Source organism: Capillimicrobium parvum, from assembly GCF_021172045.1.
In the GTDB taxonomy this organism is placed as follows: domain Bacteria; phylum Actinomycetota; class Thermoleophilia; order Solirubrobacterales; family Solirubrobacteraceae; genus Capillimicrobium; species Capillimicrobium parvum.
Map to the genome: position 1 here is coordinate 5,377,692 of NZ_CP087164.1, position 23,059 is coordinate 5,400,750.

Below are 23,059 nucleotides of genomic sequence, written 5' to 3' on the forward strand. Positions count from 1 at the left end.
GTGCGCGGCGTCATCGTCTGGTCGATCATCCTCTGAGCGCGAGCGCGCGCAGCGGCAGCCCGCCGAGGGCGCGCAGGACGGCGGCGAAGAGGGCCAGGCCGACCACGGCCTGGACGGCGGACGGGACCGGGATCAGCGCGGCCGCCGCCCCGACCGCGCCGGCGCCCAGGACCTTCGCGAGCATGACGGGCGCCGTGGCGATGGCGTTCGGGCGGGTGCGGTGCAGGGCGACCGCGAAGGCGACGGCGAGCCCGGCCTCGCCGAGGACGGTCGCCAGCGCCCCGCCCTTCGCGTCCGCGGCCGCGATGAGCACGGCGGCGAGCGCGGCGGCGAGCGCGAGGCCGGCGAGGTTCAGCCACATCATCGTTCGTTCGCGCTGAAGGCTCAGGAGGGCGAAGCCCCAGGGCGCGGCGACGAACGAGGCGGCCAGCGCGAGACCCTGGATGCGCAGCACGGGCACCGCGTCGTCGAAGTCGCTGCCGGCGATGACCGCGATGACCGCGGGGGCGCCGAGCGCGAGGCCGAGGGCGAGCGCACCGCCCGCGGCCGCACACACCTCGGTGGTGCGGGCGACGGCGCGGGCGAGGCGGGCGTCGTCGTCGGCATGCGCAGCCGCGGCGAACACCGGGTAGGCGGCGCTCACCGCGAGCGCGGGCAGGGCGGACAGGACCTCGATCACCCGGAACGACGCGCCGAACAGGCCGGTCTCGCGCTCGGTCGAGATGAGCGACATCTCGACCACGGCGACGCGGAAGAAGAGGACGCTCGCCGCCGCGGCGATCGCGAACGGGACTGTCTGGCGCATGAGCGCCGTCCAGCGGCCCGGCGTGCGGCTCGGGGCGACGCGGGTCGAGGCGGCGCTCGCGACCACGACGGCGAACCCGGCGAGCGCGGCGGGGATCAGGACGGCGAAGAAGACGAGCAGGCCGGCGCCCGCGGCGACCCCGGCGATGATCAGCGCGGCCGCGACGACCTGGCGGGCGAGGTCGGCGAGCGCCATCCGGCCGGCCCGGAGGCGGACGAGCAGGTCCATCCCGAGCGTGGCGCCCGCGTTCTGGACCAGCAGGCCCGCGCCCGCGAGCGCGATGCCGGCGACGACCGTGGCGCCGTAGCCGGCGACCGCGCCGAACGCGACGACGAGGACGACGCCTGCGGCGGTGGCGGCGAGCCGGAGGCCGAGCAGGTCGGCCAGCAGGGGGCGGCGGGCGTCCGGCTCGGCGGTGCTCAGCTCCCGCACGCCGAGCGTCGTGAGGCCGAGGTCGGTGAGGCCCTGCACGATCGCGACGAGCGAGAGGACGGTGACGTAGCGCCCGGTGTCGTCGACGCCGAGGTGGCGGAACAGCAGCGCGACCGCCCCGACGGTGAGCAGCTGGCCGGCGAGGTAGCCCCCGGCCCGCAGCGCGCCGCCCCGGGCCGCATGCCGGCCCTCGCGCTCGCGCTCGGCCTCCATAGGCGCGCAACGGTACTTCGGTGGGCGGCGGGCCGGGGGCGCCGTCCGACCTGCGCGGGGCGATGGCGGCCGTCCTGCGCGAGCGGCGATCGAAGCGCGACACAGGTAGGGTGTCCGGGCGCACAGGGTCCGTCCCGCCTGGCAACTCCGCGACCTTCGGGTCGGTCGCCCGTCTGGGTGGGGGAGCCATCCGGCCCGTCCGCCACGCTCTTCGCACGCCATGCGCTCCTCACCTGACCCCGAGCCCCGCCCGCGCCCCGTCCACGGCGCGCCGGCCGGCACGGGCGCGAGGGCACCCGAGGCGCCCGGCGACGCGCAGGCGCTGCGCCCGCGGGTGCTCGACGTGGTCGGGATCCCCCTCGCGCTGACGAACTACGACCGCACGATGGACTGGATGGACGCCGTCGTGCGCGAGCGCGACAAGGCCGTCGTCACCGCCGCGGCCGTGCACCTCGTCATGGTCGCCCGCGAGAACGCCGCCACCCGCGCCGCGATCAGCCAGCCGCACGTGCTCGCCGTCCCCGACGGCCAGCCGCTCGTCTGGGCGCAGAAGGCGCTCGGCCACCGCAGCGCGTCCCGCGTCTACGGGCCCGACCTCATGGCGAAGTACCTCGAGCGCGGCACGCGCACCGGCACCCGCCACTATCTCTATGGCGGCCGCAACCAGGGCGCGCTCGTCCAGCTCGTCAACGAGCTGCGCCGTCGCTACCCGGGCCTGCAGATCGTCGGCGGCTACTCGCCGCCGTTCCGCCCCCTCACCGAGGACGAGGCCGCCTTCGTCGTCGACGACGTCAACCGCTCAGGCGCGGACGTCGTGTGGGTCGGCACCGGCCAGCCCAAGCAGGAGCTGTGGATGGCCGAGATGCGCGACCGCCTCGACGCGCCGATCCTCGCCGGGGTCGGCGCCGCGTTCGACTTCCACGCCGGGCTCGTGCCGCAGGCCCCGGCCTGGATGCAGGCCAGCGGTCTCGAGTGGGCCTACCGGCTGATGCACGAGCCGCGCCGCCTGTGGCGTCGCTACGCGCGCTACAACCCGCTGTTCGTCGGCGCGTTCGCCCGTCAGTGGGTCGAGCACCGGCGCGCCTGAGGGCCTGGACAGGGCCGCCGATACCCTCAGGAGTCGCATGCGCTACGACGTCTCCATCGTGGGTCTGGGCCGCGTCGGGCTGCCGCTCGCCCTGAGCTTCGCCGCCCGCGGACTGAGCGTTCTCGGCATCGACAACGACCCGGAACGCCTGCGCGCGCTGGGCGAGCGGCGGATGCCGTTCGAGGAGCCCGGCGCCCAGGAGCTGCTCGACACGGTCGACCTCCCGCTCTCTGACCGGGTGAGCGACGCCGCACAGGCTCGCCACATCGTCATCACGCTCGGCACGCCGTCCTTCAGCCATGTCGAGATCGACATGCGCGACATCCGCTCCGCGCTCGACGACCTGCTCCCGGTGCTGACCGAGGGCCACGCGCTCCTGCTGCGCTCGACCGTCGCGCCCGACACCACCGACTTCGTCGCCGGGTATCTCGAGAAGCATCGCGGATTCAGGGTCGGCGACGACGTCTTCGTCGCCCACGTGCCCGAGCGCATCGCGGCCGGGCGCTTCATCGAGGAGATCTCCACCCTGCCGTGCATCGTCGGCGGCGTCGGCGAGGGCTCCGGCGAGGTCGCGGGCAAGCTGTTCGAGATCCTCGGCGCGCCGATCGTCCAGACCACCGCGGTCCAGGCCGAGCTGGCGAAGATCTGGACGAACATCCTGCGCTACGCGCACTTCGCGCTGCCCAACCTCCTGATGATGGACTGCGAGCAGCACGACGCGAACGTCTTCGAGGTCATCGACCTCATCAACCGCGACTACCCCCGCGGCGGAATGGCCCAGCCGGGCCTGACGGCCGGCACCTGCCTGCGCAAGGACTTCGCGTTCTCCGAAGAGCGGTCGCCGGCACCGGGCATGCTGCTCGCCGTCCACCGCGTCAACGAGACCGTCCCGCGCTTCCTCGTCGAGGGCATCAAGCGCCGGATCGGCAGCCTGCGCGGCCAGAAGGTCGCCGTCCTCGGCCTCGCCTTCAAGGCGGGCACCGACGACGAGCGCGACTCGCTCGCCCACAAGCTCATCCGCCTGCTCGAGCGGGAGCTCGCGGACGTCACCGTCCACGACCCGCACGTGCAGACCCCGACGTCCTCGTTCGACGAGGCGGTCGACGCGGCCGACGTCGTCGTCGTGGCGACCAACCACGCGGAGTTCTGCGGGCCGGGGGCGCTGCGCGCCATCCGCTCCCAGGCGCGGGAGGGGGCCCTCATCGTCGATCCCTGGAACTGCTTCGGCGTCGCGCAGGTGTTCGCCTACGCCGCCGAGATCCAGGCGCTGAGCCCGCGCGGGTAGCGACCTCCGTGAGTCGCGTCCTCGTCACCGGCGGTGCCGGCACCATCGGTCAGGCGGTCGTGCGGCGGCTGCTGTCAGATCCCGCGTACGAGGTGCGCGTGTCCGACCAGCGCACGCCGCCGCAGTGGGTGCGCGAGGGCTGCGAGGTCCATACGGGCGACCTGCGCGACCGCGCCGAGGCGCGCGCGGCGATCGAGGGCTGCTCGCACGTCGTGCACCTCGCCGCGATCGTCGGCGGCATCGCGAACTTCCACAAGCTCCCCTACACGCTCACCGACGTGAACGCGTCGCTGTACAACGGCGTGATCGGCGCAGCGCTGGACGCGGGGGTCGAGCGGTTCCTCTACGTCAGCTCGTCGATGGTCTTCGAGCGCGCGACCGAGTACCCCACGACGGAGGACCACGTGTGGGAGGTGGCGATGCCCCGCTCGGCCTACGGCTTCAGCAAGCTCGCCGGCGAGGTCTGGGTCCGCGCCGCCCATGAGGAGCACGGCCTGCCGTACACGATCTGCCGGCCGTTCAACGCCTACGGGCCCGGCGAGATGCCCGAGGACGAGCCCGGGATCGCCCACGCGGTCCCGGACCTCATCCGCAAGGTGCTCTCGGGCCAGCGTCCGCTGCAGATCTTCGGCGACGGCACCCAGACGCGCACCCTCACGCACGTCGACGACATCGCCGACGGCATCGTGACCGCGCTCGGCCACCCCGCCGCGCTGCACCAGGACTTCAACGTCTCCGCAGCGGACGAGATGACCGTCGCCGAGATCGCCCGCGTCATCTGGGCGGCGTGCGGGCGCGATCCCGAGGACTTCGAGCTCGAGCACCTGGCGTCGTTCCCCGTCGACGTGGTCCGGCGCTGGCCGAGCGTCGAGAAGGCCCGCACGCTGCTGGGCTGGGAGGCGCGGATCGGGGTGCGCGAGGGCATCGAGGAGACCGTGCAGTGGCTCAAGCGAATGGACGTGACGACGACATGAGCAACCGACGTGCGCTGATCACCGGGATCACCGGGCAGGACGGCTCCTATCTGGCCGAGCTGCTGCTGGAGAAGGGCTACGAGGTCCACGGCATGGTGCGCCGGGCCTCGACGGAGAAGTTCGACCGCATCGAGCACCTGCGCGACCGGATCACCCTGCACCAGGGCGACCTGCTCGACCACCGCTCGCTCACCGACGCGCTGCGCAACTCGCGCCCGGACGAGATCTACAACCTGGCCGCGATGTCGTTCGTCGCCGTCTCCTGGATCCAGCCGACGCTGACGGCCGAGTTCACCGGCGTCGGCGTCACGCGGCTGCTGGAGGCGATGCGCGAGGTCTGCCCCGGCGCGCGCTTCTACCAGGCGTCGAGCTCGGAGATGTTCGGCAAGGTCCTCGAGGTCCCGCAGACCGAGAGCACGCCGTTCTACCCCCGCTCTCCGTACGGCGTGGCGAAGGCCTACGGCCACTTCATCACGGTCAACTATCGCGAGTCCTACGACCTCCACGCCACTTCGGGAATCTTGTTCAATCACGAATGCGTGCCTGCAACCACTCCGTTGCACGTTCGGGAGAACGGCGTCATCGGCATCAAGACGCCGACGGACCTCGTGAAGCTCCGGCGCAAGGGTTCCAGCACCCAGCAGTTCACCCCTGACGGGCTGCTCGAGGTCTGGGACGGCGAGGACTGGACGCCGATCACCGCGATCACCGCGACCCGGCGGCGCGCCACCGACCCGGACCACCGCCTGCTGTCGACCCAGACGCGCGCGGGCGTGGTGGACACCACCGCCCACCACCACATGCTCGACAGCGACCGCGAGGTCCTGCGGGCCGACACGTTGAAGCAGGGTGACCGGCTGGCCCTGGCCGAGGCGATGCCTGAGCCGACCGGCTGGAGCGTGGTGACCGAGGAGCTCGCACAGCTGCTCGGCTACCTCGCGGCCGACGGCTACGTGCCCCGCCCGGGCGACACGACGGTCAGCTTCCGCAACAACGATGCCCTCCTGCGGGCTCATGTCGCCCAGCTCTGGTCTCGGTGCTTTCTCGGCACCTCCCGGGAGGACACGGGCATCTCCGGCTTCACCGGCGGCGAGACGCACGCGGTTCAGCTCGCGGGAGCGCCATCGGTTGCCGCGTGGCTCCGCGACCAGCTCTACACCGCGACCGGCCTCAAGCAGGTTCCGCCGGTCATCCTCAACGCCGATGCAGCGACGCAGTACGAGTTCCTCGTCGGCTACTACGACGGCGACGGGCTCAAGCGGGGCAAGGGCCTGTCGGTCAAGACGAACAGCGCGGTGCTCGCCCAAGGCGTCTGCTGGCTGTTCCACAACCAGGGCATGCCGGCATCTGTCTACGCCGAGCAGCGCAACGGCGCGACCTACTACCAGCTGAACCTGCACTCGGCCGTGAAGGTCGGGGCCAAGGGCCAGCATCTCGCGAAGGACCCCGCCGAGGTCCAGCAGATCGTCGATGCGCATGTCGCCGACGACGACTGGGTGTTCGACCTCGAGACCGAGAGCGGCGCCTTCTGCGCAGGGGTCGGGCGCGTGATCGTGCACAACTCACCGCGCCGAGGGCTGGAGTTCGTGACCCGCAAGATCACCTGGCACGCGGCCGCGATCCGGCTCGGGCAGCGCGACCACCTCGCGCTGGGCAACCTCGACGCCGAGCGCGACTGGGGCTACGCGAGGGACTACGTAGAGGCCATGTGGCTCATGCTCCAGCGCGACGAGGCCGACGACTTCGTGATCGCGACCGGCAAGTCTCATTCGGTGCGTCAGTGCGTGGAGATCGCGTTCGATCACGTGGGGCTCGACTGGGAGCAGTACGTGCGCCTCGACCCGCAGTTCGTGCGGCCGGCCGAGGTCGATCACCTCATCGGCGACCCGACCAAGGCGCGCGAGCAGCTCGGCTGGGAGCCGCGGACGAGCTTCGAGGAGCTGATCCGGCTGATGGTCGATGCCGACCTGAAGCTGCTGGCCCGTTAGCGTGGACGGTCGCCGGGTACCGGTTGGCGAAGGACACGATCGCGAGGAGCGTTGATGAACGTCATCCCGAAGCGGAAATCCAAGAAGCAGAAGGCCCTGAAGAAGGCCGGCAAGACCGCCGCCAAGGCCAAGGCCGTCCAGAAGGCGCCGAAGGCCGCCGCCACCGTCTGGGCCGGCAAGCGCAGCGGCAAGATCGTCAAGGGGGCGATCGTCGCCGTCGTCGGCGTCGTCACCCTCAAGGCGATCCGCAGCAAGATGAAGGGCGGCGACCAGCCCGCCCCACCCCAGCCGCAGAGCTACCGCGCGACGGAGACGCCGGCGTCCAGCCAGCAGACCGGCGCGACGCCGGGCCACCCGTCGCCGTCCGGCCCGACCGCCACCGCAGCGGCCAAGGACGATGCGGTCGCGTCGGCGGCCACGGCCTCGCCGGCCTCGTCGGCGCCGAAGGAGAGCACGCCGGGGAACGCCGAGCCGGCGCCGGATCCGGGCCAGTCGGCCACGCCGCCGCACGGCGACAAGGCCGCCGACGATCTCAAGGGCACGAGCTAGGAGGTTCGCGCGCGGCCTGCAGATCACGCAGGTCGTGCGCGACCATGTCCCCGATCAGCTCCTCGAAGCTGATCGTCGGTCGCCAGCCGAGCCGCTCGCGGGCCTTCTCCGGGTCGCCGACCGGGAGCGTCGCCTGCGGGGCGCGCACGAGGGCCTCGTCGACGCGGATGTGCTCGTCCGGGTCGACGCCGGCCGCGGCGAACGCCACGTCGACGAGCTCGCGCACCGTGCGTCCCACCCCGCTGGCCAGCACGTAGTCATCGGGCTCGTCCTGCTCGACCATCAGCCGCGCCGCCGCGACGACGTCGCGCGCCGCCGACCAGTCGCGCACCGCGTCGAGGTCGCCGAGCACCAGCTCGTCGGCGAGGCCGAGGGCGATCGCCGCCGCGCCCCTCGTGACCTTGCGGGTGACGAAGCGCTCGGGCCGGCGCTCGGACTCGTGGTTGTAGGCGATGCCCGCGCTGACGTGCAGCCCGCGGCCGCGCCAGACGCGCGCGAGCTGCAGCGCCGCCAGCTTCGCGACGCCATACGGGGTCAGGGGCCGGCACGGGGACGCCTCGTTCTGCGGCGACTCGCCCGCGTCCCCGAAGATCTCCGACGAGCTGCTGGCGTAGACGCGCACGTCGCGATCCAGCGAGGCCGCGGCGTCGAACAGCACGGCGGTCGCCGCGGCGATCGCCGTGAACGTCTCGACGGGGCGCTCCCACGAGAGCGGCACGAAGCTGGGCGCGCCGAGGTGGAAGATCCAGTCGGGCTCGGCCTCGGCGACCGCGCGGCGCAGCGACTCGGCGTCGAGCAGGTCGCCGTGGACGAGCCGCACCCCGTCGAGCGCGACGTCGGGCTCGCGGCGCACCAGCCCGGCGACCTCGTGGCCGTCCTCGAGCAGCATCTCGCTGAGGATCGAGCCGTCCTGGCCCGCGACGCCGGTGACCAGAGCCCGCACGGCGTCCGATGCTAGCCGGGCAACCCCCGCCGGCCGCGTGCCAGCACGGCGCTCGGGTCGTACGTCGCGTGCCCGGGCGCTTCGACGCGGGCGACGACGATCCGCCAGGGCTCGCCGCCCGCGTGAAGGTCGACGTGGCCGACACGCGTGGCGAAGACCGGGCACGGGAGGCTGATCGGGAACGTGGCCGGATTCTCCGTCTGCCAACCGAGCCACTCCGCCGGGTGCCCGGCGACCAGCGCGTCTCCGGCGTGGACACTCACCGCAAGCAGGTCGCGATACGGCGTCGGCTCGCGCCACGCCGCGATCGGCGCCCCGGCGATGAGGTACCCCTGGCGCGCCTGGGTCTCGCGGACGGCCTGGGCGAGCTTGCCGGTGTCCCAGAGGCAGTTGAACAGCGTGCCCGCCTGCCTCGCCCACTTGAGCTCGAGCCACACCGGCGGAGTCGTCTCGCCGAGTTCGATGTCCAGTGGGCCGATGCGCGGCCACGCCGCCAGCCGCCCGCGGATCGCCACCTGGGTGCGGACCGCCGTCAAGCGGCGCAGCTGCGCGGCGAGCGCGCGCTCGAACATCGACTCCCGGAGGGTCGCCGGGTCCTGACCGGCCTCCTCGCATTCGGCCGCCCATGCCCGTATCGCATGAAGGATCAGATGCTCGGTGGCGTCGCGCTCGTCCGGGACGTCGTCGAGGGCCGCACCCACGTCGAACCCGGGCCACAGCTCGCGCCCCACGAGCCGTTCACAGGCGAGCAGGAGCCGGACGAACTCCTGGGTCGGCTCCAGGGACCCGTCAGGTGGATACGAGTTCACGCCGGCACTGCGCACCTTGTCGACCTGAGAGACGTATCTCAGCGACCACGCCAGGCCGTCGGTGGCCAGGACCGGATACTCGGTCCAGGACTCGAGGCGCAGCAGTGAGAGCTCCGCCCGAAAGCGCGCCCATTCGTCAGCCGCGATGCGGACGCCGCGACGTACCGGCCGACGGTCGGGCAGGCGGATGTCGACCTTGGCCCCCGCGACCCCGGAGCGCGAGACCGCCTGGACGCGAACCTCGCTGTCCGTGAGCCCGGCCGTCAGCCGCAGGTCGAACGCGGCGTCCGCGAGCGCGCCCCCCGCCGGCGCCGCGGGGTCGCCGTCGACGGCCCGGCCCACGCGCTGGCCCGCCACGTACGCGTCGCGTTCGTCGTGCGACGAGAACCGCCGCACACGCGTCGCGCGCCGCCACTCGAGCTCGTCCACGTCGTCCTCGGCAAGGAGGTCCAGCAGCGTCCCGCCGTGCGAGACGCAGCAGGCCGTCGGCCCGTCCGTTCCGACGGAGACGGCGACGCCCTCACCGGCGAGCATGAACCGATGGTCGGTCAGACGGGCGATGGTTGCGGCGGCCTCCGGCCCCTGCTCCACGACGAAGGCGGTCATGGGGGCATGGTCGCGGCGAGGCCGAACGACCTGACAGACACCGGACTACCGCGACGCGGCCGTCGCCCACTTCATCGTGCGCCGCAGGCCGTCACGCAGCTCGACGTCGGCGGTCCATCCGGCTACGCGGCCGTCGCCCACTCCATCGTGCGCCGCAAGCCGTCACGCAGCTCGACGTCGGCGGTCCATCCGAGCTCCTCGCGGGCGCGGGTGACGTCGAGGCAGCTGCGCTCGAGCTCGCCCGCGCGCGCGTCGGCGAACTCGGGCTCGAAGTCCCCTTCGGCGAGCGGGCGCAGCACCTCGACGATGTCGAGCACCGAGCTCTCGCGGCCGGTGCCGACGTTGTACTCGCCGTGCGCCTCGGGGTGCGCGAGCACCGCGATCAGCGCGGCGACCACGTCGGCGACGAACACGTAGTCGCGAGTCTGGCGGCCGTCGCCGTAGATGACGGGGCGCTCGCCGCGCTCGAGGCGGCCGCAGAAGATCGCGACGACCCCCGCCTCGCCGAGCGGATCCTGGCGCGGGCCGTAGACGTTGCCGAGCCGGACCGACGCGGCGGGCGTCCCGTAGAGGCGCGTGAACAGCCCGAGGTAGCGCTCGGCGCAGAACTTCGACTGACCGTACGGCGCCTCGGGCAGCGGCTCGACGGTCTCCGGCGTCGGGATCAGGTCGGTCTCGCCGTAGATCGCCCCGCCGGTCGAGACGTTGATCATCCGGCCCTCGACCGAGCGCACGCCGTTGAGGACGTTGATCGTCCCTTCGATGTTCGTGCGCGCGTCGAAGGCCGGGTCGGCGACCGAGCGGCGCACGTCGATCTGCGCCGCGAGGTGGAAGGCGACCTCCGGCTTGACCTGGGCGAAGACGTCGTCGACCTCGAGCGGGTTGCGCACGTCCGCCCGGTGGACCGTCGCGCCGGCAGCGAGCGCGGGCCCGAGGTTCTCCTCCTTGCCGGTCGAGAAGTCGTCGAGCACCGCCACGTCATGGCCCTCGCCGAGCAGCCGGTCCACGAGGTTCGATCCGATGAATCCGGCACCGCCGGTGACGAGGGTTCGCATCCGACGAGGCTATCTCGACCCGACGCGATGTAGCCCTGTATCACCGCAGGCATCGCACCCGGATCACCCTGACGGATCGGCCGTGTGCACGGCTGCGCGACGAGCCCGCAGAACCGGCTGCTCGTTCGGGGAGCCGATCGCCCGCCGTGGTGACCGCCGCCGCATAGGATCGCCGCCATGCAGATCCGCGCAGCAGTTCTCGAGGAGTTCGGAAAGCCCTTGGTCGTGCAGGACGTCGAGCTGGCCGGCCCCGGGCCCGGCGAGGTGCTCGTCCGGCTCGAGGCCTGCGGCGTGTGCCACACCGACCTCTACACGGCGTCGGGCGCGGACCCGTCGGGCTACGCGCCGACGGTGCTGGGCCACGAGGGCGCGGGCGTCGTCGAGGCGATCGGCGAGGGCGTCGCGAGCGTCGCGCCCGGCGACCACGTGGTGACCTTGTTCTCGCCGCAGTGCGGCGAGTGCGTGCACTGCGTCTCGCCGAAGACGAACCTGTGCCTCGCGATCCGCGAGCAGCAGAACAAGGGCTTCCTGCCCGACGGCACGACCCGGCTGTCGCGAGGCGGGGAGACGATGCGCCACTTCATGGGCACCTCGACGTTCGCCGAGGCGACGGTCATGCCCGAGATCGCGCTGGCGAAGGTGTCGCCCGAGGCGCCGCTCGAGGCGGCCGCCCTGTTCGCGTGCGGCCTGACCACCGGGCTGGGCGCGGCAATGTACACCGCGAAGGTCGAGGCGGGGTCGTTCTGCGTCGTCTTCGGCGCGGGCATGGTCGGCCTCGGCGCGGTCGTCGGCTGCCGGCTGCAGGGCGCCGAGCGGATCGTCTGCGTCGACATGTCCGACGACCGCCTGCAGCTGGCCAAGCAGCACGGCGCGACCGACCTCATGCGCGGCGGCCCCGAGGCGACCGACGCGATCCTCGAGATGACCGGCGGCTTCGGCGCCGACCACACGTTCGAGTGCACCGGCCTCGTCGGCGTCATGCGCCAGGCGGTCGAGTCGGCGCGGATGGGCTGGGGGCTGTGCACGGTGTGCGGCGTGGCCGGCAAGGGCGAGACGCTCGACATCGTGCCGCGGTTCCTGATCACCGGACGGCGGGTGTGCGGCTCGAGCTTCGGCGGCGCCAAGGGACGCGAGAACGTGCCGCAGCTCGTCCAGCGCTACCTCGACGGCGACATCGACGCGGAGGCGTTCATCTCGCACCGGCTCTCGCTCGACGACGTCAACCACGGCTTCGAACTGATGGAGCGCCAGGACGGCATCCGCAGCGTCATCGGCTTCTGAGCGCTGGGTCCATCCGGTGAACGCCGCTTGACGGTGCGCGCCGGCTGACCTACAAATCCGATATGTCCTATCGAGAAGCTGCTGAGTGGGTGGCGATCGTGCTCGCCCTCCCGGTCATCGTCGTCCTGTGGACGCTGGCCGGCTGAGGCCAGCAGGAAGTCGACGCGCCGCGGCGCCGGTCAGGTGACCGGCGCCGGCGCCCGGCGCGTGGGCGACGACGACCCGGCTGCCGTGTACTGCGCTCGGCCGACCGCCTCGTAGGCGAGGCCGGCGGCGCGGACCGCCTCGGGATCGAGGGCGTTGCGCCCATCGATCACCGTCGTGCCGGCCATGCGCGCCGCGACCTCGACCCAATCGAGCTCGCGAAACTGCGGCCACTCCGTGACCAGCACCACCGCATCGGCGCCGTCCACCGCCCCGAGCTCCGTGTCGGCGAAGTCGACATTCGGAAGCAAACGCCGCGCCTCGTCCTCGGCCACCGGATCAAACGCCACCACGCTCGCCCCATCGGCCTGCAACCGCGCCGAGAGCACCAACGACGACGCCTCCCGCATGTCATCCGTATTGGGCTTGAACGCCAACCCGAACAGCGCGATCCGCTTGCCCACCAACCCACCCAGATGCTTCTGCAACTTGCCGATCACCCGCCGCTTCTGCAGCTCATTGACCTCGATCACCGAGTTCAACAACTGAAAGTGATAGCCCGAATTGCCCGCCAACTGCTTCAACGCACTGACGTCCTTGGGAAAACAACTCCCCCCGAACCCGATCCCCGCCCGCAAGAACTTCGGCCCGATCCGCTCATCAAGCCCCATCCCCCGCGCGACCTCCAACACATCCGCGCCCGTCTCCTCACACACATTCGCGATCTCGTTGATGAAGCTGATCTTCGTCGCCAAAAACGCATTCGCCGCCAACTTCACCATCTCCGCCGACGCAATATCCGTCCGCACCAACGGCGCCCCCAACGGCGCATACAGCCCGACGACCGCATCACCCGCCCAATCGCCGTCATCGCCCACCACAACCCGATCCGGCCCCAGGAAATCCGCGACCGCCGACCCCTCCTTCAAAAACTCCGGACACGACACATAGCGAAACTCGCCCTTGCCCTGCTCCTTGAACAGCCGCTGGATGTGGCGGCCGGTGCCGACCGGCACGGTCGACTTCATCACCAACGCATGGCGATCCGACGGCGACATCGCGTTGACGACCGCGCGCACCGCGCTCAGATCCGCATCCCCCGAATACGTCGGCGGCGTCCCCACCGCCACGAACAACAACCGCGCATGCCCCAACGCATCCGCGATATCCGTCGAGAAATGCAACCGCCCACGATGCCGCTCGACCAACTCCCCCAACCCCGGCTCCCAGATCGGCACCTCCCCCGCCCGCAGCCGCGCCACCTTCTCCGCATCGACATCGATGCACCACACCTCATGGCCCAACTCGGCAAACCCCGCCGCCGAGACCAGACCCACATATCCGGTGCCGATGACACCGATCGGTTCCCGCGTAGTCATAGAGCCGAAGCACTCTAGAGCGGCCGTCCCGCGACGGCCCATCGGCCGATGCTCCAAGTTCATGGCCGTCGCGTGAAGATCGAGTACACGACCTTGACGCCGCGGCCCGGGTCGGGCGATGCTTGCTACGGCCCGACCCAACGCTTCGGAACTTGGACAAATGTTCGGGACAAATTGGCCCCCGTGGCGGGGCGAGTGTTGGTAGGTTTGGCATCGCCACGCCGAGAACAGCCGTGGCAACGTGATCCGGGGATCGGATCCGCGCCAGCGAAAGGGAGCTACGGCGCGTTGATCTCGAAGCCGGCCACGCGGGACACAACTTTCAACTCGTGACGCGGGATCGCGAGGAGGCAAGCTGGATGCAGGTCGACGCCGATAGGTCGTTCTCTAGACCGACGGTTTCCACGATCGACGAGAACGCCATCGACGCTCAACCCCTGGACGCTCAAGTCGGTGACGGCTGGGCTGGACGGTTGATCGACCCTCGCCGGCTGTTCGACATCTCCGTGACGATCATCGTCGCGCCGTTCGCGATGCTCGTCGGCGCGATCACCGCGCTGGCGATCTTCCTGGACTCCCCGGGGCCGGTCTTCTATCGATCGACGCGCATCGGCGCGAGCGGTCGCTCGTTCCGGATGCTGAAGTTCCGGAAGTTCCGCTGCTCCGCGGCCGGCACGCCGCTGACCACCGACGGCGACGACCGCTTCACGCCGATCGGGCGGTTCCTCGCGGTCACGAAGCTCGACGAGCTGCCGCAGCTGTGGAACGTGCTGCGCGGCGACATGCGCCTGGTCGGGCCGCGGCCGGAGGTCATCGAGTTCGTCGAGTGCTATCCGGAGCACTACGAGCACATCCTGCGCGTCGTCCCGGGGATCACCGGGCCCGCGGCGCTCGAGTACGCCGACGAGAGCTACCTCCTCGGCGAGCAGCCCGACCCCGTGGCCTTCTACCGCAGCGAGCTGCTGCCGCGCAAGATCGCCATCGACATGGCCTACGTCGACCGCCACAACGTGCGCGGCGACATCGCCATCCTCGTCCGGACCGCCATCGTCCCGGCGCGCCAGCTGCTGCGCCGCATGCGGTTCGTCGCCACGCACCCCGAGGCCTCCCACCACGGGCCGGCACGCCATCACCACCACATGCGCCTGGTGCCGGTCGCGCTCGCCGGAGCGCTGGTGATCGTCTGCTTCGCGCTGGCCACGTCGTCCCCGCTGTAGGCGATGCGCCGGACTTCGTCCGCACACGACTAGGCTGGCCCAGGATGACGCTGTCCGGACGGCGCGCGACCGCGCCCGCCACGACCTTCGCCGCGCTTCTGGCCGCTGTCGCGCTCGCGCTCGTGCTGACCGCGTGCGCCTCCGCCGCGCCGAGCCGCGACGGGGCGCCGGCGCGCGCCCAGGCGGCGCGCGCGCCGGTCGAGAAGGCGATCTGGGGCCCGGTGGCGATGCCCGACGGCTCGTCCGCGTTCCCCGTCTACAAGCAGCTGAAGGTCGACGTGTTCCAGGTCCAGCTCAACTGGGCCCAGACCGCGGCGAGCCGCCCCGCCGACCCCACGAACCCCGACGACCCGGCCTACCGCTGGCCGAAGCTCGTCGACACCGCCGTCGCGGACGCCGGCGGCCAGGGCATCCAGGTCGCGATCATGGTCCGCGGGACCCCCGGCTGGGCCAACGGCGGCAAGGACGCGAGCTGGGCGCCCGACGACGCGGCCGACTACGCCGCGTTCGTCACGGCGGCGGCGAGGCGCTATCCCCAGGTCCGGCGCTGGATGATCTGGGGCGAGCCGACGCGCGAGGGCAACTTCCAGCCGATGCCGGCGAACTCGAAGACCGGCCCGCGCCGCTACGCGCTGCTGCTCGACGCCGCCTACGGCGCCCTGAAGGCCGTCAGCGCGCGCAACGTCGTGATCGGCGGCATGACCTGGACCGTCGGGCTCGTGCGCCCCGCCGACTTCGTGAAGTGGATGCGGCTGCCCAACGGCAACCCGCCCCGCCTGGACTGGTACGGGCACAACCCGTTCTCCACGCGCTTCCCGAAGCTGAAGGCCAAGCCGTACGTGAAGGGCCTGCGCGACCTGTCGGACATCGACACGCTGCACCACGAGCTCGCGCGCGCCTACGGCGCCCGCGCCGCGCCGAAGCTGTGGCTCTCGGAGTTCACGATCTCGTCGGACCGCGCCAACCGCGCCTACAACTTCTCGGTCAGCCGCAAGGAGCAGGCGCGCTGGGTCACCGCCGCCTTCCGGCTCGTCAACTCCGTCAGCTACGTGGCGGGGCTCGGCTGGTTCGACCTCTACGACGAGGACCCGTCGGTCGCCGGCAGCCTCACGAACGGCCTGATGACCTACTCCGGCGCGCGCAAGCCGGCCTTCACCGCCTACCGCGACGCGAAGTGAGGCGGGGCGTGCGCGTCTGCATGCTCCTGCACAAGACGGTCGTGCACGACTCGCGGGTGCGGCGGGAGGCGAGCACGCTGGTCGAGGCGGGCTACGCCGTCACGGTCCTCGAGCTGGCGCCGGTCCCGGCCGCCGAGCGCACGCTCGACGGGTTCTCGCGCCGGTCGGCGATGCCGCCGGGCTGGGTGAGGCGGGCGCTGCCCTTCCACGCCTATCGCGCGGTGTTCCTGCTCAGCTTCCTGGCGAACGTCGTCCGGCTGCGGCCCGACATCATCCACGCCCACGACGCCGCGATGCTCCTGCCCGGACTCGTCGGCGCACGGCTCACCGGCGCGCGGCTCGTCTACGACTCGCACGAGCTGGCGACGAGCGTCCCGTACCGCGAGAAGGCGTGGGCCTGGTTCGTCGGGGCGATCGAACGCCTCGCCGTCCCGCGCGCCGCGCTCGTCATCACCGTGTCCGACGGGATCGCCGACCGGCTGCGCGACCGCTACGGACTCTCCGGCACGCCGGTCGTCGTGCGCAACGTCAGCGCCCTCGTCGAGGCGGAGCCCGGCGGTTCCGCCCCGGGCCTGCGCGAGCGGCTCGGGCTCGGGCCGCGCACGCCGCTCGTCCTGCACCAGGGCGCGGCCGCGCCGATGCGCGGCTGCACCACGCTCGTGCGGGCCGTGGCCGCCCTCGACGACGCGCACCTCGTCTTCCTCGGCGACGACGACGTCCGCGGCTTCAACGGGGAGCTCGCGCAGCTCGCATCCGGGCTGGGCGCGGGCGACCGGGTGCACTTCGCGGCCAGCCAACCGCTCGAGCGCCTGCTCGCCCTCACGCGCGAGGCCGACGTCGGGGTGACCCTGCTCGAGGACACGTGCGTCAACCATCAGCTCGCGCTGCCGAACAAGCTCTTCGAGTACGTCGCGGCCGGCATCCCCGTCGTGGCCAGCGACCTGCCGGAGATGGGCGCCCTCGTGCGCGAGCGGCACATCGGCTGGACCGCGGACCCGTCCGATCCCGAGGCCGTCGCGGGCGCCCTGCGCGTGGCTCTCGCCGCCGGGCACCTCGAGCCCCTGCGTGCGCGGCTGCGGGAGGCGGAGGCGGAGCTGCGCTGGCCGGTGGAGCGCCGGCGCCTCCTCGACGCCTACGCCCGGCTGGCGGCGCGCACGTGAGCCGGCGCGGGCTGATCGTCGTCCGCAACGGCGTGACGCACGACGCCCGGGTGCTGCGCGAGGCGGCGACGATGGCCGAGGCCGGGCTCGAGCCGCTCGTGCTCGGCGTGCAGACGACGACCGAGCGCCGCCGACGCTCCGTCGAGGCGGGCTTTCCCGTCCTGCGGCTCGATCCGATGGCGTCGTGGCGCCGGACGCTCAGCCGGCTGCGCCCGGGCTGGGCGGTGGCGGCGCCGGACGCCGGCGCCGCGCCTGCGTCCACCTCCGGCGGTCGGGTCGCGCCGCCCGCCGTGCCGGGGCCCGCCCCGGGCCGCCGCGCACATGTGCGCCGCCTGCTCGTCGCGCTGGACTTCTACCGCCAGGCCATCGGCGTGACGCGCCGGCTGCGCCCGGCCGTCGTGCACTGCAACGACCACAACACGATGTGGGTCGGCGTTGCGGCACGGCTGCTGACCGGCGCGCGCGTCATCTACGACAGCCACGAGCTGTGGCCGGACCGCAACGGCCGCCCGGAGTGGCGGCCGGCGCTGCTGGCCGGCGAGGCGCTGTTCGTGCGCGCCGCCGACCTCGTCATGACCACGAGCCCCGGCTACGCCGACGTCATCGCCCGCCGCTACCGGGTCGCACGCCCTGCGGTCGTGCGCAACGTGCCGGCCGGCCTGCCCGGGGGCGCGCCGGAGCCGCAGCCGCCCGACGGCGATCCCGTGGCGGTGTACGTGGGCGGCATCCTGCGCGGCCGCGGCATCGAGCAGGCCATCGACGCGCTGCCGATGGCGCCGGGCGTGCGGCTGCGCTGCATCGGGCCTGGCGCGGGCGCCTACCGCGCCGAGCTCGCCCGGCGCGCCGCGCAGCGCGGGGTCGGCAACCGCGTCGAGCTCGTCGAGCCGGTCGCACCGGACGCGGTCGTCGCGAGCCTGCGGGGGGCGGCCATGGGGCTCATGCTCATCCAGCCCGTCTGCCTCAGCTACGAGCTGACGCTGCCCAACAAGATGTTCGAGTACGCCGCCGCCGGCCTGCCGATGGTCGTCAGCGACCTGCCGGTCATGGCCGGGATCACCCGCGAATACGGGTGCGGGGTGGTCGTCGCGCCCGCCGACCCGGGGGCGATCGCCGCCGCCATGCACCGCCTGCTGGACCCGCGGCTGCACGAGGCCTGCGCAGCGGGGGCCCGCCGGCTCGCAGCCGAGGTGACGTGGGACGGCGAGCAGGCGCGGCTGCGGGCGGCCTATGCCGCGCCGTGAGAGGCGCTCAGCCCCGTCGCGGGCCTGCGGGGCGCTGGGCCACGAGATGCTGGTAGCGCGCGAACCGGTGCGCCGGGCCCGGCCACTTCGAGTCCGGCGAGGGCAGCGCCCGCACCGAGATGAAGCCGGCGCGTCGCAGCTCGGCCCGCGCGCCGCGGTTGGACAGCAGCCGCACCCGCGACCGGGACCGCCCGAGCATGCGGGCCGCCCGGCCGGCGCCGCGCGGGGGCAGCATGTGCACCCCCGGCAGGCCCGTGAACTGGTCGAGCAGCGCGAGCCGGTTCGGGTTGCGCACGAGCAGATGGCCGTGCGGGCGCAGGATCCGCCAGGTCTCGCCGAGCGCACGGGCGCGGTCCTCGCGCTCGACGACGTAGCAGAGGCTGTTGTTCTCGACGACGAGGTCGAACTCCCCGTCGTCGAGCGGCACGGCCTCCATGCGACCCGGGCGCAGCTCGACGTCGAGGCCGTGGCGGCGCGCGACGTTACGGCCGACGACGAGCCGGTTCGCGTTGGGGTCGATCCCGCGCACGACGGCGCCGTGGGCCGCGAAGAACACCGCCAGCGCACCGAAGCCGCAGCCGAGGTCGGCGACGCGCAGCCCGTTCAGCGACTGCGGGCCGCCGCCGCGCGCCAGCAGCTCGAGCAGCGGGTCCGCCCGGCGCTCCACGAAGCCCGAGTTCGTCTCGAGCGTGTTGTGCCATGAGGCCGCGGCCAGACGCTCGCCGCTCGTGCGGTAGTACTCGATCAGCTCCTGGCGCAGGCTGTCGACGATCATGGCGAAGTCGGGCGCGGTCATCTATCTTCGCTGCAGGACGGTATCCGTCTCGACCGCCATCGCCGCTCGCTTGAGACTGTGGCCGCTCCCGCCGATCCAACGGCCATGTCCGCCTTTCCTCGACCAGATCCCGACGAGCCCGTGCCGCCGCCCGCCGGAGACGCTCCGGCGCTGGCCGCCGCCGAGGGTTCGGGCGAGCTCACGCGCAAGGAGCGCGTCCGCCGCCGGCGCCGGCGGCTGCGCAACCGCCGCAGGCCCCCGAGGGGCAACGCCGACGCCCTCGAGGTGCTGCGCGCCGAGCGCGATGCGCTGCAGGCGCGCCTGCGCGACCTGGAGGCCCACCGGGCCGACCTCGTGTCCGAGGCGCTCGAGCTCGCCGCGGCGCAGCCGCGCGGCCCCGAGCTCTCGGCCCGCATCGAGCATCTCGTGGAGGCGCTCGTCGAGCTCGACCTGCGTGCGCCGTCCCCCGAGCCCGTGCCGGCGGACGGCCAGGACCCCGAGCGCGTCGACGACGCGCCGCCCGCGCCGGTGGACGCGATCGTCCTCGCCGACGGCCCCATCACGCAGCTGCGGCGGTGCCTGGACGCGCTGATCACCCGCACGCCGGCGCTCGGCGCGGTGCATCTGATCGAGCGCGAGGGCGGTCCGTCGGTCGCCGAGCTGTCCGCGCTCGCCGAGGAGCTCGCGGACGGCCGGGTGCTGCCAGACGAGCCCGCATCGCGCGACACGGGCTCGGTCGGCGTCGCCGCCGCGCTCGGCCTCGGCGAGGCGCCGTTCGTCGCCGTGCTGTCGAGCGGGGTGGTGGTCGGCCGGGGCTGGGCCACCGCGCTGACCGGCGCGCTGCAGTCCGACGATCGCCTCGGCGCGGCTCTGCCGGTCGTGGGCGGCGGCGACGGGCCCACCGGCCTGGAGCTTCCCCCGGGGCACGGCATGGAGGCCGACGGCACCGCCGTCCTCGTGCGTGCCGCCGGAGTCGACGCGCCCGCGCGGCTGGAGTCGCTGCGCGCTCCGTGCGCGCTGCTGCGCCGACGCGCCTGCGACGCGGTGGGCTCGCTGGAGGACCGCCAGGGTCTGGACGACGCGCTCGAGGCCTACGGCGCGCGCCTGGCCCGGGACGGCTGGGGCGTCGGCGTCTCGCCCCGCGCGCTGGTCGTGCTCGACCACGACGAGCCCCCGCCCGCGCCATCGCGGTCGCAGCGCCTGCTGCGGACGAACCGAACACCGGACCGGGGCAGCTGGCTGCGCCCGGCCGAGGAGCTCGCGGCCGCCGCGGTCGAGTCGCCCGAGGCGGTCGGCGCCGCGCTGGCCCGCACCGGCGCGCCGCCCCGCGCGCTCTACGTGGTGCCCTCGCCCCCCGCGGCACGCAGCCCCCTGTGGGAGGCCGCCGTCGTCGACGTGCTCGGACTGCGCGCGATCGGCCTGACCGCCGACCTGTTCGTGACCGGTCGCAAGGCGCGCCCGCCCGCATCGGTCGAGGGCGCGCGCTACGTGCCCGAGGAGGAGCTCGCCGAGGCGGTGGCCGAGACGGACGCGGACGTGATCGTCGCCGCCGATCGCGGCATCGCGGAGCTCGTCCGGGAGATCGCCGACGAGCTCGACCTCGCCAGCGCCTGCCTCGTCCGCGCCCGGGCCAAGACGCTGCCCGACATGCCCCTGCTCGCGGTCTCCTCGGCGCTGTGGAAGGCGACCGGGGCCCACCGGGAGCGGGCGCTGGCGCTGCCGCCGGTGGTCGACCGCTCGGTCTACCACCCGCGCGACGACGCGGGCGGCGACGAGACGCGGATCGCCGTCTGCGGCATCCTGCGCACTCCGGGCGCCGCCGCGACGCTCGGCGCGCTCGAGCACGTCGGGGCGATGCTGGGCGAGAGCTGCCGCATCACGACGTTCGGCCTGCGGGCCGACCTGCTGCTGGCCGACGGCGTGGCCGAGGGCGCCTGGCAGGAGCGCCACGTGGGCAGCACCCCGGGCGCGGAGAACCTCGCCGCGATCCTCGGCGCCGCCGACATCTTCGTCGACGTCGCCCCGGGGGAGCTGACCGGGCGCATGCTGCTGTCGGCGATGGCCTGCGGCGCGGTGCCCGTCGCCGCCGACACCGGGGTGGCGCTCGAGATCACCGCCGGCGGGCGCGACGGGCTGCTCGTCGACGCCGCGGCCCCGGACACGTGGGCGACCGCGATCGCCGCTCTGGCGCAGGACTGGCCGCGCCTGCGCGAGCTGCGCCGGCGGTCGCTGACCGGTGCCGCGCGACGGGGGCTCGCCGCCGCCGGGGCCAGCCGTCTGGCCGCCCTGGAGCGCCTGCTCTGAGGACGCCGGGTCCGGGTCGATCACCCGTCCGCGGGCGCGGCCTCCGGGGCCCGGCGGCCGATACGATGGTGGAGCTTTGACTGAGACGACGCCGCGCGTCGCGATATGCGCGATCGCCAAGAACGAGAGCGCGTACCTCGAGGAGTGGGTCGCGTATCACCACATCCTCGGCTTCGATCCCATCCGGATCTACAGTCACGAGCCGACGGATGACTCCGACGAGGTCCTCGAGCGGCTGGCGCAGAAGGGCCTGGCCGAGTGGGTCGCGTGGACCGCGCCGGCCGACAAGAAGCCGCAGTGGGTCGCCTACGAGGACGGCCTGGAGAAGCTGCGCGACCGCGCCGACTGGATCGCGTTCATCGACCTCGACGAGTTCGTGGTCGTCCCCGAGCACGAGACGATCCAGGACTTCCTGGCCGACTACGGCCACCTCGAGGCCATCGCCATCAACTGGAAGATGTTCGGCAGCTCGGGCCTGGAGAAGCACGAGCCGGGCCTGGTGATCGAGCGCTTCACGCGCTGCGCCAAGCGCTCGTTCTCCGGCAACCACGCCGTCAAGACCCTCGCCCGCGTGGACGCGGTCGAGGTGCCCCGGGTGCACACGTGCCACTTCCGCGAGGGCGTGACCTACCAGACGGTCGGCGGCGAGGTCATCCCGCACATGACCGGCAAGAGCGAGGTCGTCACGCACAACGTCATCCGCCTCAACCACTACTTCACGCGCTCGCGCGAGGAGTGGGACAACAAGGCCAAGCGCGGCCGCGGGGCCAAGCCGGCAAACCACCCGCTCAAGCACCGCCAGGAGCACGAGTTCCACAACAACGACCGCAACGAGCGCGAGGAGATCGACATCCTCGCCTACATCCCGAAGGTCAAGGCGTTCATGCGCGACGAGCTGGGTCTGACCGTCGCGGACGCCGCGGCGCCCGCGCCCGCCACCCGGGCGGCCGACGGCTAGACTCGCCCACCCCGATGGCCGTCAAGTCGTATTCCCAGGTCGGAGAAGACCTCCAGATCGCCTACTTCATCGGCCGCGGCGCCGATGTCCGCTACATCGACGTCGGCTGCCTCTGGCCCGTGCAGCACTCGAACTCGTACTACTTCTACGAGCGGGGCGGGTCGGGGCTGTGCATCGACCCGAACCCCACGGTCGGGGACGAGTACCGCGAGACGCGCCCGCGCGACGTCTTCGTCAACTGCGGCATCGGCGCCGAGGCCGGGATGATGACGTACGTCATGCACGAGAACCCCGTCTTCAACACCTTCTCGACACAGCGGGCGGCCGAGGTGGCGCGCAAGGCGGAGAAGCGCCCGGGCGGGCGCACGATGACCGGGACCGTCGAGGTCGCGATCAAGCCGCTGGCCCAGGTCGTTGCGGAGACCGGCTTCGCCGAGCGCGTCGAGGGCCGCGTCGACTTCCTCAGCATCGACGTCGAGGGCTTCGAGCTCGACGTCATCCGCGGCTTCGACTTCGGCGTCCTGCGCCCGAAGCTCATCGTCACCGAGCACCTGCGCGGCAAGGCGGATGCGGTCGAGGACGCGGAGATCGTCAAGGTGATGGCCGGGCACGGCTACTGGGTCGGCGGCTACACCGGCCACGACCTGTACTTCCTCGACGAGCGCGCCTGAGCGCC

The 23,059-nt window shown here is 72.8% G+C and carries 18 protein-coding genes and 2 pseudogenes; 14 read left to right on the forward strand and 6 right to left on the reverse strand.

Translation table 11 applies throughout. The features are described 5' to 3' along the window. Positions 1–25: 25 nt before the first annotated feature. Positions 26–1,450, reverse strand: a complete 1,425-nt coding sequence (locus DSM104329_RS26145) for a lipopolysaccharide biosynthesis protein (RefSeq protein ID WP_259312803.1) — start codon at positions 1,448–1,450, stop codon at positions 26–28. Positions 1,451–1,670: 220 nt separating this feature from the next. Between DSM104329_RS26145 and DSM104329_RS26150 the strand changes: the two genes are divergently transcribed. The 6 genes and pseudogenes from DSM104329_RS26150 to DSM104329_RS26170 all read left to right on the forward strand — a co-directional run bounded on the left by DSM104329_RS26150 (position 1,671) and on the right by DSM104329_RS26170 (position 7,333). Beyond that, positions 1,671–2,537 (forward strand): WecB/TagA/CpsF family glycosyltransferase, encoded by an 867-nt coding sequence (locus DSM104329_RS26150; RefSeq protein ID WP_259312804.1) that lies wholly within the window; start codon positions 1,671–1,673, stop codon positions 2,535–2,537. A 37-nt stretch (positions 2,538–2,574) separates the two neighbouring features. After that, positions 2,575–3,822: a nucleotide sugar dehydrogenase gene (locus tag DSM104329_RS26155; protein ID WP_259312805.1), complete on the forward strand. Its 1,248-nt coding sequence runs from the start codon at positions 2,575–2,577 to the stop codon at positions 3,820–3,822. A gap of 8 nt (positions 3,823–3,830) precedes the next feature. After that, positions 3,831–4,796, forward strand: coding sequence for an NAD-dependent epimerase/dehydratase family protein (locus DSM104329_RS26160; RefSeq protein ID WP_259312806.1), 966 nt, complete (start codon positions 3,831–3,833; stop codon positions 4,794–4,796). Then, a pseudogene (locus tag DSM104329_RS29245) lies at positions 4,793–5,332 on the forward strand (GDP-mannose 4,6-dehydratase); the annotation flags it as partial. The gene DSM104329_RS26160 and the pseudogene DSM104329_RS29245, both read left to right, overlap by 4 nt. 978 nt (positions 5,333–6,310) lie before the next feature. Continuing rightward, a pseudogene (locus tag DSM104329_RS29250) lies at positions 6,311–6,784 on the forward strand (GDP-mannose 4,6-dehydratase); the annotation flags it as partial. A 54-nt stretch (positions 6,785–6,838) separates the two neighbouring features. Further along, entirely contained in the window at positions 6,839–7,333 is a 495-nt protein-coding gene (locus DSM104329_RS26170; protein ID WP_259312808.1) for a hypothetical protein, read from the forward strand. Here the strand turns inward: DSM104329_RS26170 and DSM104329_RS26175 are convergent. The 3 genes from DSM104329_RS26175 to DSM104329_RS26185 form a co-directional block, all read right to left on the reverse strand. Further along, positions 7,317–8,276, reverse strand: coding sequence for a GDP-mannose 4,6-dehydratase (locus DSM104329_RS26175; protein ID WP_259312809.1), 960 nt, complete (start codon positions 8,274–8,276; stop codon positions 7,317–7,319). The genes DSM104329_RS26170 and DSM104329_RS26175 overlap by 17 nt on opposite strands. Before the next feature lie 11 nt (positions 8,277–8,287). Then, the gene (locus DSM104329_RS26180) at positions 8,288–9,691 is read right to left on the reverse strand and encodes a hypothetical protein (RefSeq protein WP_259312810.1); all 1,404 of its coding nucleotides are present in this window, start codon (positions 9,689–9,691) and stop codon (positions 8,288–8,290) included. A gap of 122 nt (positions 9,692–9,813) precedes the next feature. Beyond that, positions 9,814–10,746, reverse strand: a complete 933-nt coding sequence (locus DSM104329_RS26185) for an NAD-dependent epimerase/dehydratase family protein (protein ID WP_259312811.1) — start codon at positions 10,744–10,746, stop codon at positions 9,814–9,816. Positions 10,747–10,923: 177 nt separating this feature from the next. Here DSM104329_RS26185 and DSM104329_RS26190 point away from each other — a divergent pair, with 177 nt between their 5' ends. Further along, complete coding sequence (locus DSM104329_RS26190) at positions 10,924–12,027, forward strand: alcohol dehydrogenase catalytic domain-containing protein (RefSeq protein WP_259312812.1); 1,104 nt, start codon at positions 10,924–10,926, stop codon at positions 12,025–12,027. A gap of 179 nt (positions 12,028–12,206) precedes the next feature. Here the strand turns inward: DSM104329_RS26190 and DSM104329_RS26195 are convergent, their stop codons facing one another. Then, on the reverse strand, positions 12,207–13,550 hold the full coding sequence (locus tag DSM104329_RS26195) for a UDP-glucose dehydrogenase family protein (RefSeq protein ID WP_259312813.1): 1,344 nt from the start codon (positions 13,548–13,550) through the stop codon (positions 12,207–12,209). 473 nt (positions 13,551–14,023) lie between these two features. On the opposite strand from DSM104329_RS26195, the gene DSM104329_RS26200 reads away from it, so the two are divergent. The 4 genes from DSM104329_RS26200 to DSM104329_RS26215 are packed head-to-tail and all read left to right on the forward strand — an operon-like array spanning position 14,024 to position 18,346. Beyond that, a complete protein-coding gene (locus tag DSM104329_RS26200; protein ID WP_259312814.1) occupies positions 14,024–14,767 on the forward strand; it encodes a sugar transferase in 744 nt (247 codons plus the stop codon). Positions 14,768–14,811: 44 nt separating this feature from the next. Beyond that, entirely contained in the window at positions 14,812–15,945 is a 1,134-nt protein-coding gene (locus tag DSM104329_RS26205; protein ID WP_259312815.1) for a hypothetical protein, read from the forward strand. An 8-nt stretch (positions 15,946–15,953) separates the two neighbouring features. Beyond that, complete coding sequence (locus tag DSM104329_RS26210) at positions 15,954–17,105, forward strand: glycosyltransferase (RefSeq protein ID WP_259312816.1); 1,152 nt, start codon at positions 15,954–15,956, stop codon at positions 17,103–17,105. Further along, positions 17,102–18,346, forward strand: a complete 1,245-nt coding sequence (locus tag DSM104329_RS26215) for a glycosyltransferase (protein ID WP_259312817.1) — start codon at positions 17,102–17,104, stop codon at positions 18,344–18,346. Before DSM104329_RS26210 ends, DSM104329_RS26215 begins: the two co-directional genes overlap by 4 nt. A gap of 7 nt (positions 18,347–18,353) precedes the next feature. On the opposite strand, the gene DSM104329_RS26220 is transcribed toward DSM104329_RS26215, so the two are convergent. Beyond that, positions 18,354–19,142, reverse strand: a complete 789-nt coding sequence (locus DSM104329_RS26220) for a class I SAM-dependent methyltransferase (RefSeq protein ID WP_259312818.1) — start codon at positions 19,140–19,142, stop codon at positions 18,354–18,356. Positions 19,143–19,226: 84 nt separating this feature from the next. On the opposite strand from DSM104329_RS26220, the gene DSM104329_RS26225 reads away from it, so the two are divergent. From DSM104329_RS26225 to DSM104329_RS26235, 3 genes are all read left to right on the forward strand, one after another. Beyond that, a complete protein-coding gene (locus DSM104329_RS26225; RefSeq protein ID WP_259312819.1) occupies positions 19,227–21,425 on the forward strand; it encodes a glycosyltransferase in 2,199 nt (732 codons plus the stop codon). 76 nt (positions 21,426–21,501) lie between these two features. Beyond that, positions 21,502–22,383 carry a glycosyltransferase family 2 protein gene (locus DSM104329_RS26230; RefSeq protein ID WP_259312820.1) on the forward strand — a complete coding sequence of 294 codons (882 nt, stop codon included), beginning with the start codon at positions 21,502–21,504 and terminating at the stop codon, positions 22,381–22,383. A gap of 14 nt (positions 22,384–22,397) precedes the next feature. Next, positions 22,398–23,054, forward strand: a complete 657-nt coding sequence (locus tag DSM104329_RS26235; protein WP_259312821.1) for an FkbM family methyltransferase — start codon at positions 22,398–22,400, stop codon at positions 23,052–23,054. Positions 23,055–23,059: the final 5 nt, after the last annotated feature.

Excerpts from the sequence above, each read along its gene's own strand:
- DSM104329_RS26180 (WP_259312810.1), bottom strand. The coding sequence starts at position 9,691 with ATGACCGCCTTCGTCGTGGAGCAGGGGCCGGAGGCCGCCGCAACCATC.
- DSM104329_RS26195 (WP_259312813.1), bottom strand. The coding sequence starts at position 13,550 with ATGACTACGCGGGAACCGATCGGTGTCATCGGCACCGGATATGTGGGT.
- DSM104329_RS26190 (WP_259312812.1), top strand. The coding sequence starts at position 10,924 with ATGCAGATCCGCGCAGCAGTTCTCGAGGAGTTCGGAAAGCCCTTGGTC.
- DSM104329_RS26205 (WP_259312815.1), top strand. The coding sequence starts at position 14,812 with ATGACGCTGTCCGGACGGCGCGCGACCGCGCCCGCCACGACCTTCGCC.
- DSM104329_RS26170 (WP_259312808.1), top strand. The coding sequence starts at position 6,839 with ATGAACGTCATCCCGAAGCGGAAATCCAAGAAGCAGAAGGCCCTGAAG.
- DSM104329_RS26220 (WP_259312818.1), bottom strand. The coding sequence starts at position 19,142 with ATGACCGCGCCCGACTTCGCCATGATCGTCGACAGCCTGCGCCAGGAG.
- DSM104329_RS26150 (WP_259312804.1), top strand. The coding sequence starts at position 1,671 with ATGCGCTCCTCACCTGACCCCGAGCCCCGCCCGCGCCCCGTCCACGGC.
- DSM104329_RS26225 (WP_259312819.1), top strand. The coding sequence starts at position 19,227 with ATGTCCGCCTTTCCTCGACCAGATCCCGACGAGCCCGTGCCGCCGCCC.
- DSM104329_RS26155 (WP_259312805.1), top strand. The coding sequence starts at position 2,575 with ATGCGCTACGACGTCTCCATCGTGGGTCTGGGCCGCGTCGGGCTGCCG.
- DSM104329_RS26235 (WP_259312821.1), top strand. The coding sequence starts at position 22,398 with ATGGCCGTCAAGTCGTATTCCCAGGTCGGAGAAGACCTCCAGATCGCC.
- DSM104329_RS26185 (WP_259312811.1), bottom strand. The coding sequence starts at position 10,746 with ATGCGAACCCTCGTCACCGGCGGTGCCGGATTCATCGGATCGAACCTC.
- DSM104329_RS26145 (WP_259312803.1), bottom strand. The coding sequence starts at position 1,450 with ATGGAGGCCGAGCGCGAGCGCGAGGGCCGGCATGCGGCCCGGGGCGGC.